This is a genomic window from bacterium (genome assembly GCA_035454885.1).
Lineage (GTDB): Bacteria > UBA10199 > UBA10199 > JACPAL01.
The window spans coordinates 42,454-59,254 of record DATIGE010000038.1; the positions used below are offsets into that span (position 1 = coordinate 42,454).

The following is a 16,801-nucleotide window of genomic DNA, read 5'->3' on the forward strand; positions in this document are numbered from 1 at the left end:
TCGGCCGCGTTATCCTATCTTCATGCCCACCCCGCAGGAACCTGAGAGGGTTTGGCACTACTTCATCGATTCCGACGGACGTCTCTGGCATGGGGGCGCGGAATTCGACGACCCGGACGTCCTCAACCTCTTCATGAAGAAGATGGAGAGAATGTCTGATGGCCGTTGCCATGTCCTTTGTCAGGGCGAGGAATGTCTCATCACGGCGGAAGACGTGCCGTACGTCGTCCAGGACGTGGAGGTGCGTGCGGATGCCGTTCTGCTCAAGTTCCCCGGCGGCTATGAGGAAAGCCTCGACCCCGCGACGCTCTATGTCGGCCCTCATAACGTCCTCTACGCCAAGGTCCGGGGCGGGGCCTTCACGGCGCGGTTCAACCGCAAGTCCTATCTCGATCTGGCCAGGCACATTCAGTACGATTCGCACGGGGACCATTTTTATCTAATCGTTGACAACAAGAGGTACCCGATTGCAGGTGTAGGAGCCGACAGCGGATCGACTCATTAAATGAACACACCGAACCGCATGCAAAAACACTGGGAGGCCGTGAAGCCATATCTCAAGCGGGAGTGGCCCAAGCTCATGGACGTGGACCTGGAGCAGATCGACGGCGAGTACGATCGCTTGATCCGCAAGGTGCGCGAGCTCTACCGGACCGGAGACGAGATCCAGATCGAAGCGGGGATCAAGGGGCGCTTGCAGAGGTTTTTGAACGATCTCGAGAAATGATCTTCTTTGCCCACCAAACCGGCCCCACCAAAAGATGGATCGGGTTCGAGAAAAACGCGGGCGCCTTGCCCTCAAAGACATGACCGACGAACTGAAGGATCCATCCTAGGGCGAACAGCCCCAATCCCCAGCGCCAATCCCAAAAGACGACCCCCAGTGAGAGGACGATCATCGGAATCCCCGCCGTGTGCAGGACCCGGTTGACCGGGTGCTGGTGTTTGGCCCGGTAGGTCTCCAAGAAGGAGGGGCCGGATTCTTCTGAGCCCTGATTCATAACGCAAATCTTAACAAATCCAACTCCATGTTGGAAATATATAAGTATAAAAGCTTGTAACTATTATGATTATTGTTACTTTGAATAATTATTATCAAAATGATCAAACTTTATTATTTTTCTGCTGCAGGGCGGCAAAAAATCAGGTAAAGTGCCGAAACACGTCGGGGTCTGGGACCGATAATTTCAGTAAGGAGTCCTACGTCCGCGTTTTTTATGGGTCTTGAGGCGGCACAAATCCAGCAGTTGGGACTGATCGGGAACGCCGTTCTGTGGAACGGCCAAACGGTCACCTTGGTCGGCGTCAACGGGACCGACGCCTACCTGGATACGGGCGTCAGCAGCACGGTTGCCCCCCTGAGTGAGCTGGCCCTCGCCGAGGCGGGATCCCGCCTCGTCTCCAGCAACGGACATTTCACGTCCCCCAGCGTCTTCCGCGCGACTTCGGTTCCGGAGGCGGCCACCTGCAGCGTCACCGCGGAGGACGATCCCGCCCTCCAAGTCTGCTTTGATCCCAGCAATCCGGACAATCTGGACGAGATCCTGCGCCAGTCCGCGTCGTGCGACCCGACGATGCACGACGAGGGACGCGCCGCCCTTCGCGAGGCCGCCCGTCAGGCGCGCGCCCAGGGGCCTGAGGCAGAGGCGGAGTTCAACGATCGCGTCCACGAGGCCCTGGAAAAGATCGGCCAGGAGAATCCCGGCGAGTTCACTGGGGCCCAACAGGCGTTTTCCGAAGTCAAAGGCTCGCTCCCGCCTCAAGGCGGATCCTCCAACGGAAGCGACTCCAGCGGCCGCGGTTCCACCGGCGGAGGGAATCCCGGTTCGGGTTCCGAGCCGCGTTCCGGCGGGGCTCCCCTCGTGGCAGCGACGGGCGCCGGTGCGGTCCCGGGGGCTAACGGTTTAATTCCGCCCGCCGAGGGTTTGGGCGTCTCCGGAGAATCTCTTCTCGCCGTGACGGTGAATCTCCCGGCGGGTGATCGCCCGGTTTCTTCCGGAGGCCTAGTTCCGTCGGACTCCGATGAAGCCGCGGCCCTTCCGGTGGTCGCGGCCGCCTCCGTTCCGGTCGCGCTCAGCGCCTTCACGCTCGCGATGCCCGCCTTCTTGCCGGCTGCGGCGCTGGGGGCCCTCGAGGCGCCTCGCCATTCCGACGTTCGCGCCGAGGCCGGGTTCTTCCAGAATCTCTTCGACCGCCTTCCCGTGACGACGGATGCGTCGTCGTCGGGTCTCGTAAATCAGTTGACGAATCCGACGGCCGCGTTCGCTTCGAAGGTCTATGAAGTCCGCCGCGCAACGGCGGACGTCCTGCGGACCTACCGCGCAACCTTCGGTTCGGCATCGCCCTTTGAGACGTCGTCGATTCCGCTGAGCTTCCGTTACGACCCGGAACGCCGGCGCATCGAAGTCGCGATCCGTCCCGCCGTCGCCGACGGGGCTTCCTTTGGTTCCGGCGGCGATCGGGAAGGCCCCTCGCGCTTCAGCGATTTCAGCGGCTCGTTCCGCGCGCTCTCGCTTTTCCGTTTGGGTTCCGACGACCACCGCGCGGGTCCCGAGTTCGGATACGGTCCGATCGTGGCCTTCGTGCCCGTGCCTCAACAGTATCTCCAAGGCGTGAGTGTGGGCGGCGGCACCGTGACCGTCCGCGCCGACGGCCGCGCGACCGACCGGGGCGTCGAACGCCTGGCGCGCCGCGATTCCGCGAACGACCAGCATGGCGGCTCGCATTCGGACGACGGTGAAGGCGGCGGCTCGCGCGACGGACGGGGACGGAACCGCCGGGACGACCGGGATGCGTACCCGTCCGAGGAACTCGACTCCGCCGCTGCCTAGCGACCTAATCCCTTTCTTTTCTCCGTTTTTTCCGGAATAATTCTCTCCTTATGGCAACACCCTCCAAGGACAGTTGCAGGCTTCGCTTGGGCGACGGGGCGCCGGATTTCCACCTGCCCGCCGTCGACGGCAAGAAATATTCGCTGGCTTCTTTTAAGGACAAGCGGGTTCTCGTCGTTTTCTTCACCTGCAACCATTGCCCTTACGTCCAGGGATGGGACGGCCGCGTGATCGCGCTTCAAAGGGAATTCGCTTCTAAAGGCGTTCAGTTCGCGGGCATCAACGCCAACGAGACCGTTCATTATCCCGACGACAGCTTCGACAAGATGGTCGTCCGTGCCAAGGAGATCGGCATCAACTGGATCTATCTGAGGGACGAATCCCAGGAAGCCGCGCGCGCCTATGACGCCGCCTGCACGCCGGAGTTCTACGTCTTCGACGCCGCGCGAAAACTCCGATATCATGGCCGCCTGGACGACAATCACCAAGACGCCAAGGGGGCGAAGACCCACGATCTCAGGAACGCTCTCGAGGACTTAACCGCCGGCCGCGAAATTCGCACACCCCTGACCCACGCCATGGGGTGTTCCATCAAATGGGCCTGACCACGTCTCGCTTTCTGACCGTCCGAAGCCTCCTTGTCATCGTTTTCTTGCTGATCGTCGGTCTTTGGTTCGCCCTGCGCGTTTACCAAGTGGAGGCGGTGGCGGAGATCCGGGACGCCGCGAATTTCGTGGCCGCCGAGGCGGGCAGGGACGTCGAGCAGATCGAGGATCTCCAGGACGTCGTCCAGGAATACCACTCGATTTGGCAGGAGGTCTGGCAGGCCCCGGAAGCGCGTCACCGGCGGAAGCTCGAATCGAACCGGCGCCGGTTCAATGACATCCTCTCGCGGTTCGGCCGGGAGGCTTTCCATGACAAGAAATCGGGGATCGACGCGCTGTCGAAGCTTTATTTTGAGCAAACGCGCAGCCTCCTGGGCGAATCCATGCTGATGTCCGCCCAGAAGGAGCGCGTGGAAGGGCTCTACCGGCAGATTCTCTCCGAGATCGAAGCGCTGAAGCAGGTGCAGGAAGAGGCTCAAGAGCAGATCGTCCAGCAAGGACGCCGCGTCGCGCAGACCCAGCAAGAAAAGGACCTGATCTTCCTCGCCTCTTCCCTCGCGGCCCTGGCGGGCGTGATCGCGTTGATTTGGACTCTCTTGGGCGCGCCCCTGACGGGGCTCGCCCGCGGCGTTCGGCTCCTGGAGGCGGAGAAGTGGGAGAAGCCGATTCCCGTCAGAGGATTCGGGGAAATTTCCGACCTGATCCGCGCCTTCAACCGCATGGCGGAGACGATCAAGAAGCAGAAAGAAGAACTCGTCTTGGAGGCGACGACGGACGAGCTCACGGGCATCCTGAATTTTCGCGCCTTTCAGGAACGCGTCCAGGAAGAATTAACTCGCGCCGGGAGGATGGGAAAGCCTTTGAGCCTCATTTTGGCGGACATCGACCATTTTAAGGAGTTCAACGATACGTACGGGCACCTTGCGGGCAACGAGGCGTTGAAGACCTTGGCGGCCCTCCTGAAGAGGAACAGCCGGAGATACGACCTTGCGGCGCGCTTCGGCGGCGAGGAGTTCGCCCTCGTGCTCCCCGAGACGGACGGGATCAAGGCCGCTGCGATCGCGGAGAGGTTCCGCGCCGCCGCCGCCGCGCACGATCACGGATTGACGATCAGTTGCGGCGTGGCGGCCTATCCCGCGGAGGCGAAGGATCTCGACGGCCTGATCGCCCGCGCGGACCAGAAGCTCTACGCGGCCAAATCGGCAGGGAGGAACCGGGTGGTGGCGTAAGCGCGGAGGAGCCCTTGATTTACGTCCGGGGCGAAGCTAGCGTCCCGGCACCGTGACTGAACGAACCTTTCTCTCGGAACCGCCCGTCGTCACCCTCGCCGGAGTCATCTCCGAGCCTTATAACCTGGCGATCGCGACGGCCCGGACCTGCTATTCCGCAAAAGGCATCATCACGCGCGAGGACGTGACGAGGGACGAGAAGGCCCTGGCCCTCCGGGACAAGATCGGCGGGTCGACCCTCGCCGCCGGCCACCTGACCACCCGCCAGCACGCCCAGTTCGTTTTCGCCTTGGACAAGGTCTCGCGGCAGTTCATCTGGTCGTTCCTGCACAGCCATCCTTATTACAATTCCGAGCAGGTGAGTCAGCGCTACGTGAAGGTCGCGCGCGGTCACTACACGATTCCGCCTGTCGGGGAGAGGCGGGCGCGGGCTTACACGGAGACCGTCGATTTCGCCACGGACCGGTATCTCAAGCTGATCGAGCTCCTGATGCCGGATATCCAAAGGCGTTTCTTCGGGCTCTTTCCCGCGCGCGCGAAGAACGGCGTCGATTACGGCGTCTCCCTCAAGAAACGGGCCTATGAAGTGGCGCGCTACGTCCTGCCGGTGGCGACCCACGCCTATCTCTATCATTCGATCAGCGCCCTCACTCTCCTGCGTTACCGGAGGCTCTGCGGCATCTTCGACACGCCCTTCGAGCAGCGTCACGTTGTCGGGCGCATGGTGGAGGAGGTCCTGAAGGTCGATCCCGATTTCGAAAAGGATCTCAAGGACCCCATGCCGTTGGATGAGACGCCGGAATACAAAATCTTCCGCGAGTTCGACGGCAACGGGGGCCACGATCATCATGCCAAGGAGTTCATCGCCGAATTCGACGGATCTCTCGGGGGGCGTGTCTCGAAGCTGGTCGATTACAAGAAGAACGCGGAGGACTCCCTCTCACAGTCGGTGCGGAATACATTGGGGCTGACGCGAGACAGGCTATCGGACGACGACGCCATCGACCTGCTCTTGAATCCTTCGAAGAACCGCTATTTCGGAGACACATTGAACGTGACGACGATGGCCAAGCTCACGCGGGCGATGGTGCATCCGCATTATACGTTCCGGAAAAAGATCTCGCACACGGCGGACTCTCAGGACCAGCGCCACCGGATGACGCCGGCGTCGCGTCCCGTCCTCTGGGCGCATTACTCAGGAGAGCCGGATTACATCGAGCCGATGCTGGTCCGGGAGAACGAGGAAGTTCGGGAGGTTTACGCCGACACGATGAAGACTCTCTTCGGAACGATCAACCGGCTCCTAAACGACGGCGTGGCGCCGGAGTTCGCCCTGTATCTCCTGCCCAACGCCTTTCCGATCCGTTTTGAAGAGTCCGGCGATCTCCTGAACCTCCACCACAAGTGGAAGGCCCGGTCGTGCTACACGGCGCAGGAGGAGATCTTTTTCGCGACGATCGACGAGTTGAGGCAGGTGCACGAGGTCCATCCGAAGATCGCCGAACACATCCTGGCGCCGTGTTATCTCCGCATGAAGGCGGGCGAGCGCCCGTACTGCCCCGAGGGCGACCGCTACTGCGGGGTGCCGGTGTGGAAGCAGGGGATTGAGGGCTATTCGAGAATCTTGTGAGTCATGTCCGTGCGACCAGGATCATCCGCTTGGTGTCCAGGCCGTAAGGACGGCCCGCGAAATCCCCATAGGTCCCTTCGAGGCGGAGACCGGCCGCTTCGAGCAGGCGCGAAAGTTCGCGGAGGGAATAAACGGTAAAGCTTAAAACGCTCCGGACGACCTTCCCGTCAACGAGCAGCAGCGATCGTTCCGTCGTCAGGCGGCCTGTCCTGAGGTCGAAGTCTTGGCGATGGGAGGCCTTGATGATTCCACCCTCCGACTTCCTTTGTGAAAAGCTCGGGCTGAAATGCCTCACCAGCCATTCGCGGTTGAGGACGTCGATCAGAAAACTCCCGCCTTTTTTGAGAGATTTGCGGACCCCCCGAAGGACACGCAGATCCTCGTCTTCCGATTCGGAATAACCGAACGACGTGAACATGTTGATGACGACGTCGAATCGGCCTCGGAACGGCAAACGCCGCGCGTCGCCGCGGACCAGGTTCAGGGAAACCCCCGACCGACGGGCCGCGCGACGCGCCTCCGCCAGGAGCCGCCGGGACCAGTCGAATCCCGTGACATCGTGGCCGAGGAGAGCCAGGGGGATGGCGTGTCGTCCGGACCCGCAACAAAGATCCAGGATGGCCTTGGGATCTTTCAACCGGAGCAATCGGATCAGGCCTTTGACTTCGCGGGGCACCTTCCTCTCCAAGCCGTAACCCGTGAACGGCCCGCGATCGGACTGTGTCTTCCACCAGGTCGCGTTCATGAGAAGGATTTCTCTCGCTCGGCGCATTTGTTGCAACGACCGCAGACCTTGTATCCCCTTGGGGCCAGGCAGGAAAAGGAGAGGTGGAGCGGCAACCCCCGTCCCTTCCGGATCACTTGCCTCTTCTTCAGGCCGGAAAATGGGGTGAGGATCTTGAAGGGTGATTTGAGGGCGATCGAGGCCGAACGCTCGAAGCTTTGAAAAAAGGCCTTGGAAGCGTCCGGGAAGGGATTGCTGACAAGCGTTCCCACCGCAATCGCCCGGATGCCGCGAAGGACGCAAAAAGGGGCGGCTTTGGAGAGAAAGAGGAGGTTTCGTCCGGGCAGGTAGACCTTTCGATCGTCCGACCGGTATCCGGGCGTCCCGCGCCCGGTCAACGCCCAGCCGTTCCTGTAGAGGTCGCACACCGGCTGGTTCAGGATCGTCAGCGGACGGATCCGGCGCCTGAGCTTCGGGGGGAGGGCTCGCAAGTATCTTTTCAACCAATGGAGCTCGGCCTTCTCCCAGATCAGCCCGAAACGCGTATAGACGGGATAAATGGCATGTCCCCGCCTCGCCAATTCGGCCAAGAGGACGTTGCTGTCGATCCCCCCGCTCGCCAAGACCGCGATCTTGCCCTTTTTCATCGTTTCCGCTACATACCGCGCCCTCATGGATCTGAAAGGAAAAAACGTCCTCGTCACCGGCGCCGCTAAGAGGATCGGCGCGGTTATCGCCCGGCATTTCGCGGATCGCGGGGCGAACATTCTGCTCCATTGCCATCGTTCGCGGAACGAGGCCGAGAAGCTCGCGAAGCAGCTCCGAAAAAAGAAGGTCCGAACCCGAATCTATTCAGCGGACCTGACGGACATGGACGACACCCGGCGCATGTGCCGGGAGATTCTCAAGGACGTCCGGGTCGTGGATGTTTTGGTCAACAGCGCCTCCATTTTTTATCCGATCGCCTTTGCGAAGATCGAGGAAAAGAACTGGGATGACGTCTTGTCCATCCATCTCAAGGCCCCGTTCTTTCTCGCTCAGGCGCTGGCCCCCGCGATGAAAAAGAAGGGCGCGGGGCGCATCATCAACATCGCCGATTGGGCCGCCCTTCGGCCTTATAAGGACTTTCTCCCCTACTGCGTTTCCAAGGCGGGATTAATCACGATGACGCAGGCGCTGGCCAGGACCCTGGCACCGGAGATCTTAGTCACCGCCATTTGCCCCGGCGCAATTCTCCCGCCTCCGTGGTTGAAAACGGCGGATCGGCGCGCGGCCGCCCGCAAAATTCTGGTGGGCCATTGGGGTCGTCCGGAGGATATCGCGCGGGCGGCGGTCTTTCTGGCCGAGCAGGATTTCATCACCGGGAGCTACCATTTGGTTGACGGCGGCGAGTTTCTCAAAGGCTTCTAACGAAAGGCGGAGGGACGAACCTTATGTTCGCCCGAATGTATGTTTAAGGTCTGCAAAGAAATCACCTTCTGCTACGGCCACCGCCTGATGAGCTACGACGGCCCGTGCATGCACCCGCACGGCCACAACGGAAGGGCCGAGATCCATTTGAAGGGCGACACGCTGGACGGGCGTTATATCCTTTTTGAGTTCGGGGACTTGAAGGAGATCGTCAAGACCTGGATCGACGACACTTTGGACCATCGCATGCTCCTCCGCAAGGACGACCCCTTGCTGGAGCCTTTGAGAAAGCTCGGCGAGCCCGTGACGGTCTTTGATGTGAATCCCACCGCCGAGGCGATCGCTCAGAAAATCTACGCTTATTGCAGAGAAAAAAAATTGCCGATCGAGGAAGTGAGGGTTTGGGAGACCGAATCGTCCTTCGCGTCGTATCGGGAATAATTTGGAGAACCACATGGCCAACAAAATCCTCGTCCTTCAACACGCCCCCAACGAGGGGCTCGGCGTCTTTGAAGAAGAACTCAACAAAGCGAATCTTCCCTGGGAGACCCTCATGGTCTCCGGCGAGACGCTGTGGCCCTCGTCCGTCAAGCTCGAGGAATACGGTGGTTTTATCATCTTAGGCGGGCCGATGGGCGTCTACGAGCAGGACAAGTATCCGTGGATCGCAAAAGAGCTCATGGTCGTCCGGGAGATGCTCCGCCAGAAAAAGCCCATCCTGGGCGTCTGTCTGGGGGCCCAGATGATCGCGGAGGCGGCGGGTGGGCGCGTGTTTCCGGGTGACCGGCCGGAGATCGGCTGGTTCCCGATCCGTCTGGACGATTGGTTCTACAAGCGCAACCCTTGCTTTTTCCAAATCGACCCGGCCAAGCCCCACATGGTCTTCCACTGGCACGGCGACACGTTCGAGATTCCTTCCGAAGGCTATCGCCTCGCCTGGAACGACAACTACAAGAATCAGGCCTTCTGCTTCAACGGCAACGCCGTCGGCCTCCAGTTCCACGTGGAGATGACGGAAGACATGATCCGCAACTGGCTCCAGGGCGAATGGTCCCGCAAGCAGGTCATCGCCTCCGGAGGCGATCCGGACAAGATCCTCGTCGATGCCCACAAGTATTTGCCGACCATGGGGGATCTGGCGCACAAGATCTTTTACGGATTCGCGTCTCTGATCCGCAGCCCCCGCCGCGACGCGGCCTAGGAAGTATATGAAAATCAAGGTTCCCGACATTCCCGAAGACGGGATGGAGCTGAACGCGTCCTCGTCCCAGGCTCAGGACCGGTGGTTCGAGGAGGTCGTGGAGAAGGCCTTCGAGGAGGACTTCCCGAAAGGCAATTCCGCCCGTTTGAACCTCCATCTGCTCCGGACGAGCGACAACGTCCAAGTTTCCGGCACCGCCGAAATCGACCTCAAACCGGCCTGCGACCGCTGCCTCGAGGTCTTCGAAAAGCATACGACGGTCCCTCTGCACGTCAACCTCGCGCCCCGCAACCAGATGCATTTCGAGGAAGGCGAGAGCGAGGAGGGCTTGGACGAGGACGACGTCGCCTTCTCCTTCTATAAGGGCGAGGAGATCGACCTCTCGGAAATCCTCCGCGAGATGTTCGTCCTGGACATCCCCCTGCGGTACCTCTGCTCCGAGACCTGCAAGGGGCTCTGCCCCCGCTGCGGCAAGAACCTGAACCTCGGCCCCTGCGGGTGCTCCGCCCAGGCCGGGGACTCGAGGTTTGCCGCCTTGAAACAGCTTCTGAAACCCACAGAGTAGGGGAAATTCCGTAAGCAACCCGGGGCCTCCCGGACCGATAATGCGGCCACGGAGCGTTCATGGTCTCGGGTGTCTGGAATCAATTGCTCTTGCTCGGCAACCGAATCGACGGTTTCGTCAGGGCTGGAGAGAGCGCGTCGGCCCTTCCTACCGCGCGCCTGGCCTTGAACCTCCTTCAGCATGCCTGCCCGGATGACCGACCGGGCTTGGATGTCTCGGAGGCGGACCGTCTGCGTGCGCTTCTCGCTGACCGGGAAACGCAAGAAGGCGCTCTCCGGCAGTTGATTGCCTTGACGAGGAACGCCGAAAGTTCATCATCGGTTCTTCCTCCACTCTGGCGCTCCGAATCTCTTCTTGCGTCTCGGGCGCGAAAACGGCTTTGGACATGGCGCGAGAAGCTGGGCGTCGCCCTTTTCCGGGCCTTGCGCTATCGCCACACGCGTTATTCGCCGACGGGACAGGCCGGTGTTCTGTATTTTCGCGCGGCCTTCGATCCACGCTACGGCGTCTTGCGATCGGTCCAGCCGACGGAGCGCAAACCGGACACTGCACCCCTCAAAGTCTCGGATGAGATGGAATATGCCTTCTTCGTCTACAGCCACGACTTGAGGAGATTCTATCTGAGCGGCTACGGCCCCGAGCGGCTGGTCGTCCAGGGCTTGGACCGGCATGCGGAGGGCGAGCGTCGGCCGGACCTCTCCGGTCAGCCTTCGGAGATCCGTTTCCTCCTGGAATCGATTCACGGGAGCGAGCCCGTCCTGCCGCGGACCACGATGCGCCGCCGCCGGACCGACGGAGGCGTCATCCACGAGATCGATCCTTCCTTGCACGAATCCAACGCCCGATATGCGCGAAAGGTCCTGCCTTCGCCGGAGGGCGCCGTCATGGGAGTGACCATGCTCTGGACAGAATCCATGACGCGGGCGGCCCAGTCGGGCTCGCGGGAGGAGTTGGAAAGGCTGATGCCCGTGCCGGTGATCTTCGTTTCCGTCGCCCACAACGGGGCCTTCGCGGGTTTCGTCTATCAGATGCCGGAAAGGAATTCGCCCCGCGGCACCGTCTACGAGATCGGATCGCCCGAGATCGGGACGCAGGCCCGTTTGCTTTACGAAATCTACACATCCGGCCGGCCCTCCGCCGAAGACGTCCGGATCCCGGTAGGGGTCCGTTGGATGGCCAGGCCCAATCGTCACCAGAAGAGGGCGATCGAACGTTGGATCCAACGCGAAGAATTCGGGGTCATACGCGATTCCTGGACCCTGATCTCCAAGTCCGACTAGACGGCCGCGTCCTTTGTCGGCGCCAGTTCCCCCAATTCCACCAGGGCCTGCCTCAGATCCCGGTCGTGCCGGCGGCTTTCGAACCGCGAGAGCAGGCTGTAGGCGCAGGGGACGACGAAGAGGGTGAGAAAGGTCGAGACCAACACGCCTCCGATGACCACCAGGGCCATCGGGATGCGCACCTCGGCGCCGGGGCCGAATCCCAGGGCGGGAGGGATCGCGGCGGCGACCGTCGCGAGCGCCGTCATCAGGATCGGCCGGAGCCGGATGGGGCAGGCTTCGAGCAGGGCCTCGCGGACGGGCAGACCCTGCTTGCGCCGCTCGTTGGTAAAGTCGATCAGCAGGATCGAATTCTTCTTCACGATGCCCATGAGCAGGATGATGCCGATCAGGCTGTAGATGTTGAGCGACTGCCCTCCCAAGATCAGCGCGATGAACGCGCCCGTCACGCTGAAGGGGAGGGCCAGCAGGACCGTGAAGGGGTGGATGAAGCTGTTGAACTGGGACGCAAGCACCATGTAGGCGACGAAGATGCCCATGTAGAGCGCGAACAAGAGGGTGCTAAAGGACTCGCGGAAGGTCTGCGCGCTGCCGGAGAAGACAAGACGGTAACCGTCGGGCAACACCTCCCGTCCGATCTCTTCCACCTTTTTGAGGGCATCCGCCTGCGACTTGCCCGCGGCGACGTTGGCGAAGAGGCCGATGGCCCGTTCGCGGTTGCGTCTCGTGATGCTCTGGAGCGTGGGCTTCTCCTCGGTCGTCACGACCTCCGACAGACGGATCAGTTCGCCGCGGTTGTTGCGCACCCAGATGCGGTCGATGTCTTGCGGGCGGGAGCGGTCCTTGTCCACCAGGCGGACGCGGATGTCGTATCGCTTGCCCCCCTGGGTGTACTTGCCGACGCGGAGTCCTCCGATCATCGCGTTGACCGTGTTGCCGATCGTCTCGATGCTGACGCCGCGCTCGCCCGCTTTCTCGCGGTCCGGAACCACGCGGACTTCCGGCATGCCCAGGAGGTAGTCGGTGTCGACGTCGGTCATCAGGTCCGTCGCGCGCATCTTCTCCATGAGGGTTTCGCTCAGAGAGGCGAGCTTGTCCCACTCGGGCCCGCGGATCGTGAACTCGACCGGAAACCCGCGCTGCGCGGAGAATCCCTGCTGGGAAAGATCCTGGACGACGACGCGGTAGACGCCGGGTATCTTGCCCAACGCCTCGCGGACGGCGCCCATGATCTCTTGTTGCCGGAGGGGCTTCTTGTTCGGGGCGACCGCCTTGCGCTCGTTCAAGGGGTCCATGGTGACGAACAGCATCCCCGTGTTGACCTCCCCTCCGCCGAAACCGCCGATCGCGGCGTAGTAGTATTTGATGTCCGGCCGGCCCATCATATAGGCCTCCGCCTTCTTCATGACCTCGTCGGTCGCGCCGATGGAGGACCCGATGGGCGTCTGGAGGCGGATCAGGAAGCGGCCTTCGTCCTGAGGCGGCACGAATTCCTTCCGGATGAACTGCGTGAGAAAGAGCGACCCCGCGAAGAGAACAGAGGCCGCGACAATGACCGTCCAGCGGCGGCCGAGCAGGATTTCCAAGGAACGGCGGTAGGCCTTCGCGAGCCGGTCCATGAGGGCGTCCACGTTCCGGGCGAGCCAGTTGGCATGGCCCACTTCGAGGTATTGCGAGCACCGCATCGGGGCGAGCGTCAGGGCCTCGAGAAGGGAAAGCAGGACTGCGACGGTCATCGTTACGCCGAACTGATAGAAGAACCGCCCCATGATCCCCTTCATGAAGACGACGGGAAGGAAGATGGCCAGGATCGCGACGGTGGAGGCCATGGCGGCGAAGGTGATCTCGCGCGCCCCGACGATCGCCGCGCGGATGCGGGACTGGCCGTGCTCCCGGTGGCGGACGATGTTTTCCAGCACCATAATGGCGTCGTCGACCACGATGCCGATGGCGAGCGAGAGGCCGAGCAGCGTGAACGTGTTGAGGGTGAACCCCATGAAGTAGAGGATCGTGAAGGCCCCGATCACCGACGTGGGAATGGCCAGCAGCACGTTCAAGGTCGAGCTCCAGGATCCTAAGAAAAGCCAGCAGACCAGGGCGGTCAGGAGGGCGGACAGGATCAGCGTGAAGTTGAGCTCGTGCGTGGATTGCTCGATGTAGCGCGTGCTGTCGAAGACGATGTTGAGGTGCATCCCCTCGGGTAGGTTCTTTTGAAGGGATGCGATCCGCTCCTTGACGCCGCGGGCGACCTCGACGGCGTTCGAGCCGCGCTGTTTCTTGACTCCCAGACCGACGGCCGGCTTGCCTTGGTGGCGCGAGATGCGGCGGACGTCGTCCAGCCCGTCCTCCACGCTCGCGGCCTCGCCGATACGGATCGTCTTCCAAATGGCCTCCCCGCTGCGCGAGGGGATGATGATCCTTTCGAAGTCCCGGGGATTCGCCGCTTCGCCCATGACCCGGACGTTGAGCTCCCGGTCGCCCGTGTCGATGTAGCCGGCGGGGACTTCCTCGTGCTGCGTTTGGATGGCCGCGATGATGTCCTCGACCGTCAGCTCCAGCGCGTCCATTTTCTCCGAGGAGAGCCAGACGCGCAGGTTCGGGTCGACGTAGCCGCCCAGGATGACCTCGCCCACGCCGGAGACGGTGGTGAACTGGTTTTTCAAAAAATCGTGCGTGTAGGCCATCATCTCCCGGAGCGGCCTGTCCCCCGAGAGGGCCGCCCACAGGATGGGCTGGTCCTCCGGGTTGGTCTTCGTGACGACCGGAGGGTCGATGTCATTGGGGAGGTCCCGCTGGGCCTGGGTGATCTTGGTCTGGACCTCTTGGAGGGCGGCGTCGATGTCGCGGGAGAGCTCGAATTCGATCGTGATGTTGGCCCGCCCCTGGCGGGAATTGGAGCTCACCTCCTTGATCCCCTCGATCGACATCACCACGTCCTCGATGACGTCGGTGACCTCCGTTTCCATCACCTCGGGAGCCGCGCCCTCCCAGGTGACGGAGACGGTCACGACCGGAAAATCGACGTCCGGGAGCTGGCTGATGCCCATGCGTGTGAAGCTCACCCAGCCGAACACGATCAGACCCACCATGATCATCCAGGCAAAAACAGGATTCTTGATGGAGAGATCAGAAAGGGTCATTCAAGCACCTTCGGCGGCACGTCGCCGGTTGCGATCAGGAGCCCCAGGTATTCGAGCTTCGTCTCGTAGTGGGAGCGATTGGTGTCGAGTCGGCTCTCCTGCCAGTTGCGGAGCGATTGGAGTACGTCCAGGTTATTGACCAGACCGAGGGTGTACTCCTCAAGCTGGGAGTTGTAGTCGGCTCCGTATTTTTTCTCGGCCTTCCTCAGGGCGGCCTCCCGCGATCTGGCCGACTGAAGTTCGTGATAAGCCTGGCGGATTTCGAGGTCCGCCTTCCTCCGGCTTTCTTCATGGGCGAGTTCGGATTGCTTGAGACCGGCCGCGGCCTCGCGGATCAGGCCGCGCGTGGCGCCTCCCTTGAAGACGGGAACGGTGAGGGCGAAGTTCACGTCCCAGTCGATGTCGCTCAAGAAACCAACGCGGTAGGGGTAATAATTCGCCTCTACATCCACGGTCGGGTAGCGGCCCCCTTTCTCGTAATCGAGACGGCCCTTGGAGAGCCGGACTTGCTCCTTCGAGGCGTTCACGTCGGGGCGCCGGTCGCCTTGATCCAGAAACGTCTCAAGCCCGGCTATCTTCGGTACCGGGAACTCGTCGACCAACCGAGCGGTGACCGGTTCGCCGACCAAGAATGCCAAGAAGTCGCGTGCGGAGAGGATCAGACCCTTGGTCTCCTCCTGGTTGGCCTCGTTCTGCGCCAGCCCCGCCTCCGTCGTGAGAAGCTCGCTCTCGCGCGATTTTCCCAAGAGGATCCGATTTTTAAGATCGTCGACGCGTTTTTGAAGCGTCGCGCGGAGCGACTGCTCGATCTTAAGCTGATCCTCGAGTTCCAGCACCGTGTAGTAGGCGCGGGCCACGTCGCCGAAGAGGATCTGCCGTGCCCGATCGCGTTGGTAGGTGTTCCGGTTTTTTTCCGCGCTGGAGGCCTTGAGGGCGTTGAACTCCCTCAGGCCCTGGAAAAGGGGTTGCTTCAAATTGACCGCGACCTCGGGACGGCTTCGGCGCGTGAAGGTCTGGCCGACCGACGCGTCTCCGCCGCTGACGGGCGCCGTGTCCTGGAGGAGCTCGTTGGCCCGGACCTCGATGTGGGGAAGGACGGTGCCCAAGGCTTGAAGGTAGTGCGCCTCGGCGATTTTGATATCTTGCCCTTCCATGGCAAGGGTCTCGCTCCGTGTGAGGGCGCGCTTGAAGCTCTCCTTGAGCGTCAGGACGCCGCCGTCCGCCCCGGCGGCGGGCGCCGCCAGGCAAACGGCGAGGGTGATGGGGATCAGTCGCGCTCTCACGGCAGGACTCCGTGGAGAAAGACGCCGACGTACTCGTCCATGAGTTCTTCGGCGGCGTGCTTCGTGACTTGCGGAACCTTATAGATGATCCGCGATTCGATATAACCGAAAACCATCGCCAGAAACGCCAGGGCCTTGGTCTCCGGATCGGATTTTTCCAAAACGCCCGCGTCCATCGCCTTGCGAAAATAGTCCACCAGGAAACCGGCGACGGCCATCGTCCTCTTCTTAAAAAAGAGGTCGTTGAGCTTGTGGTCTTCCAACGCTGAAAAAAGAAAGAGCCGGAGGAACGACGGGTCGTCCTCGTGGGTGCGGACGAGCCGCCGCGCGAGCGCCCGGAGCAAGGTTTCGGGGCCCCGATCCGTCGGCAGATCCCCGAGGATGCGGGGGTTGCTCTCCTCCATTTTTCTTTGGAGGATGGCGTCGTAGAGGCGCTCTTTGTTGGGAAAATGACGAAAGAGGAGCGCCTCGCTGATCCCCGCCTTCCGCGCGATCCTCCGCGTGGTGGTTCCTGCGAAACCTCCCTGTGAAAACAGGGAGATAGCTGCTTTTAGGATCTTGTCGCGACGCTCTCCGGAAGGGATTTTTTTCATACAAGTAAGTGCTTACTTACAAAAGATTAGACTTGCGAGACCGCCAAGTCCAGTTTTTTGACGGCGGTTGACATTCGCACCCTCCTCCGGTAGCCCTTGGCGCTCTTTTTCGGAGGATTGAATGCCGGTTCCACGCAAGAAAAAGTCGAGGGCGCGCCGCAACAACCGTCGCTCCCATCAGCATCTGGCCAAACTTCAGGTGCAAAAGTGCAAGCGCTGCGGCAGCCCGCGCCTCTCCCACCGCGTGTGCCCGTCCTGCGGCTTTCTCGGAGAGGCCGAGGTCTTCCGCATCGAGGAAGCCAAGTAACCC

18 protein-coding genes are annotated in these 16,801 nt (G+C 61.6%); 12 read left to right on the forward strand and 6 right to left on the reverse strand.

The annotated features are described in order from the left end of the window. Positions 1-22 precede the first annotated feature (22 nt). Together VLJ37_06665 and VLJ37_06670 are read left to right on the forward strand one after the other, a co-directional pair. Positions 23-505, forward strand: coding sequence for a hypothetical protein (locus VLJ37_06665; GenBank protein HSA59351.1), 483 nt, complete (start codon positions 23-25; stop codon positions 503-505). Beyond that, the gene (locus VLJ37_06670) at positions 506-727 is read left to right on the forward strand and encodes a hypothetical protein (GenBank protein HSA59352.1); all 222 of its coding nucleotides are present in this window, start codon (positions 506-508) and stop codon (positions 725-727) included. On the opposite strand, the gene VLJ37_06675 is transcribed toward VLJ37_06670, so the two are convergent. Further along, positions 684-1,001 carry a DUF962 domain-containing protein gene (locus tag VLJ37_06675; GenBank protein ID HSA59353.1) on the reverse strand — a complete coding sequence of 106 codons (318 nt, stop codon included), beginning with the start codon at positions 999-1,001 and terminating at the stop codon, positions 684-686. The genes VLJ37_06670 and VLJ37_06675 overlap by 44 nt on opposite strands. A gap of 216 nt (positions 1,002-1,217) precedes the next feature. Between VLJ37_06675 and VLJ37_06680 the strand changes: the two genes are divergently transcribed. Genes VLJ37_06680 through VLJ37_06695 form a run of 4 tightly spaced genes read left to right on the forward strand, consistent with a single transcriptional unit; the run spans position 1,218 to position 6,295 of the window. Continuing rightward, a complete protein-coding gene (locus VLJ37_06680; protein HSA59354.1) occupies positions 1,218-2,831 on the forward strand; it encodes a hypothetical protein in 1,614 nt (537 codons plus the stop codon). Positions 2,832-2,881: 50 nt separating this feature from the next. Beyond that, positions 2,882-3,436, forward strand: coding sequence for a thioredoxin family protein (locus VLJ37_06685; protein HSA59355.1), 555 nt, complete (start codon positions 2,882-2,884; stop codon positions 3,434-3,436). Then, a complete protein-coding gene (locus VLJ37_06690; GenBank protein HSA59356.1) occupies positions 3,427-4,665 on the forward strand; it encodes a GGDEF domain-containing protein in 1,239 nt (412 codons plus the stop codon). The genes VLJ37_06685 and VLJ37_06690 overlap by 10 nt, the downstream gene beginning before the upstream one ends. A 52-nt stretch (positions 4,666-4,717) precedes the next feature. Then, on the forward strand, positions 4,718-6,295 hold the full coding sequence (locus tag VLJ37_06695; protein HSA59357.1) for an FAD-dependent thymidylate synthase: 1,578 nt from the start codon (positions 4,718-4,720) through the stop codon (positions 6,293-6,295). Between the two features lies 1 nt (position 6,296). Here the strand turns inward: VLJ37_06695 and VLJ37_06700 are convergent, their stop codons facing one another. Together VLJ37_06700 and VLJ37_06705 are read right to left on the reverse strand one after the other, a co-directional pair. Beyond that, a complete protein-coding gene (locus tag VLJ37_06700) occupies positions 6,297-7,040 on the reverse strand; it encodes a class I SAM-dependent methyltransferase (protein ID HSA59358.1) in 744 nt (247 codons plus the stop codon). Continuing rightward, positions 7,037-7,666, reverse strand: a complete 630-nt coding sequence (locus tag VLJ37_06705; protein HSA59359.1) for a 7-cyano-7-deazaguanine synthase — start codon at positions 7,664-7,666, stop codon at positions 7,037-7,039. Before VLJ37_06705 ends, VLJ37_06700 begins: the two co-directional genes overlap by 4 nt. A 25-nt stretch (positions 7,667-7,691) precedes the next feature. Here VLJ37_06705 and VLJ37_06710 point away from each other — a divergent pair, with 25 nt between their 5' ends. The 5 genes from VLJ37_06710 to VLJ37_06730 are packed head-to-tail and all read left to right on the forward strand — an operon-like array spanning position 7,692 to position 11,475. Then, positions 7,692-8,429, forward strand: a complete 738-nt coding sequence (locus VLJ37_06710; protein HSA59360.1) for an SDR family NAD(P)-dependent oxidoreductase — start codon at positions 7,692-7,694, stop codon at positions 8,427-8,429. Positions 8,430-8,468: 39 nt separating this feature from the next. Further along, positions 8,469-8,870 (forward strand): 6-carboxytetrahydropterin synthase, encoded by a 402-nt coding sequence (locus VLJ37_06715; GenBank protein HSA59361.1) that lies wholly within the window; start codon positions 8,469-8,471, stop codon positions 8,868-8,870. 13 nt (positions 8,871-8,883) lie between these two features. Then, the gene (locus tag VLJ37_06720; protein ID HSA59362.1) at positions 8,884-9,630 is read left to right on the forward strand and encodes a gamma-glutamyl-gamma-aminobutyrate hydrolase family protein; all 747 of its coding nucleotides are present in this window, start codon (positions 8,884-8,886) and stop codon (positions 9,628-9,630) included. Positions 9,631-9,637: 7 nt separating this feature from the next. Further along, positions 9,638-10,195 carry a DUF177 domain-containing protein gene (locus tag VLJ37_06725; protein ID HSA59363.1) on the forward strand — a complete coding sequence of 186 codons (558 nt, stop codon included), beginning with the start codon at positions 9,638-9,640 and terminating at the stop codon, positions 10,193-10,195. A 59-nt stretch (positions 10,196-10,254) separates the two neighbouring features. After that, positions 10,255-11,475: a hypothetical protein gene (locus tag VLJ37_06730; GenBank protein HSA59364.1), complete on the forward strand. Its 1,221-nt coding sequence runs from the start codon at positions 10,255-10,257 to the stop codon at positions 11,473-11,475. Here VLJ37_06730 and VLJ37_06735 read toward each other — a convergent pair. Genes VLJ37_06735 through VLJ37_06745 form a run of 3 tightly spaced genes read right to left on the reverse strand, consistent with a single transcriptional unit; the run spans position 11,472 to position 16,491 of the window. Next, positions 11,472-14,615 (reverse strand): efflux RND transporter permease subunit, encoded by a 3,144-nt coding sequence (locus VLJ37_06735; GenBank protein ID HSA59365.1) that lies wholly within the window; start codon positions 14,613-14,615, stop codon positions 11,472-11,474. The genes VLJ37_06730 and VLJ37_06735 overlap by 4 nt on opposite strands. Continuing rightward, positions 14,612-15,898 carry a TolC family protein gene (locus VLJ37_06740; GenBank protein HSA59366.1) on the reverse strand — a complete coding sequence of 429 codons (1,287 nt, stop codon included), beginning with the start codon at positions 15,896-15,898 and terminating at the stop codon, positions 14,612-14,614. The genes VLJ37_06735 and VLJ37_06740 overlap by 4 nt, the downstream gene beginning before the upstream one ends. Next, positions 15,895-16,491: a TetR/AcrR family transcriptional regulator gene (locus tag VLJ37_06745; protein HSA59367.1), complete on the reverse strand. Its 597-nt coding sequence runs from the start codon at positions 16,489-16,491 to the stop codon at positions 15,895-15,897. Before VLJ37_06745 ends, VLJ37_06740 begins: the two co-directional genes overlap by 4 nt. A 121-nt stretch (positions 16,492-16,612) precedes the next feature. Here VLJ37_06745 and rpmF point away from each other — a divergent pair, with 121 nt between their 5' ends. Next, positions 16,613-16,798 carry a 50S ribosomal protein L32 gene (gene rpmF / locus VLJ37_06750; GenBank protein ID HSA59368.1) on the forward strand — a complete coding sequence of 62 codons (186 nt, stop codon included), beginning with the start codon at positions 16,613-16,615 and terminating at the stop codon, positions 16,796-16,798. Positions 16,799-16,801 lie beyond the last annotated feature (3 nt).

Bases quoted from the DNA above. Each gene is read 5' to 3' on its own strand.
- VLJ37_06670 (HSA59352.1), top strand. From the start codon at position 506: ATGAACACACCGAACCGCATGCAAAAACACTGGGAGGCCGTGAAGCCA.
- VLJ37_06680 (HSA59354.1), top strand. From the start codon at position 1,218: ATGGGTCTTGAGGCGGCACAAATCCAGCAGTTGGGACTGATCGGGAAC.
- VLJ37_06745 (HSA59367.1), bottom strand. From the start codon at position 16,491: ATGAAAAAAATCCCTTCCGGAGAGCGTCGCGACAAGATCCTAAAAGCA.
- VLJ37_06720 (HSA59362.1), top strand. From the start codon at position 8,884: ATGGCCAACAAAATCCTCGTCCTTCAACACGCCCCCAACGAGGGGCTC.
- VLJ37_06725 (HSA59363.1), top strand. From the start codon at position 9,638: ATGAAAATCAAGGTTCCCGACATTCCCGAAGACGGGATGGAGCTGAAC.
- rpmF (HSA59368.1), top strand. From the start codon at position 16,613: ATGCCGGTTCCACGCAAGAAAAAGTCGAGGGCGCGCCGCAACAACCGT.
- VLJ37_06690 (HSA59356.1), top strand. From the start codon at position 3,427: ATGGGCCTGACCACGTCTCGCTTTCTGACCGTCCGAAGCCTCCTTGTC.
- VLJ37_06710 (HSA59360.1), top strand. From the start codon at position 7,692: ATGGATCTGAAAGGAAAAAACGTCCTCGTCACCGGCGCCGCTAAGAGG.
- VLJ37_06665 (HSA59351.1), top strand. From the start codon at position 23: ATGCCCACCCCGCAGGAACCTGAGAGGGTTTGGCACTACTTCATCGAT.
- VLJ37_06705 (HSA59359.1), bottom strand. From the start codon at position 7,666: ATGAAAAAGGGCAAGATCGCGGTCTTGGCGAGCGGGGGGATCGACAGC.
- VLJ37_06735 (HSA59365.1), bottom strand. From the start codon at position 14,615: ATGACCCTTTCTGATCTCTCCATCAAGAATCCTGTTTTTGCCTGGATG.
- VLJ37_06715 (HSA59361.1), top strand. From the start codon at position 8,469: ATGTTTAAGGTCTGCAAAGAAATCACCTTCTGCTACGGCCACCGCCTG.
- VLJ37_06700 (HSA59358.1), bottom strand. From the start codon at position 7,040: ATGAACGCGACCTGGTGGAAGACACAGTCCGATCGCGGGCCGTTCACG.
- VLJ37_06730 (HSA59364.1), top strand. From the start codon at position 10,255: ATGGTCTCGGGTGTCTGGAATCAATTGCTCTTGCTCGGCAACCGAATC.
- VLJ37_06675 (HSA59353.1), bottom strand. From the start codon at position 1,001: ATGAATCAGGGCTCAGAAGAATCCGGCCCCTCCTTCTTGGAGACCTAC.
- VLJ37_06685 (HSA59355.1), top strand. From the start codon at position 2,882: ATGGCAACACCCTCCAAGGACAGTTGCAGGCTTCGCTTGGGCGACGGG.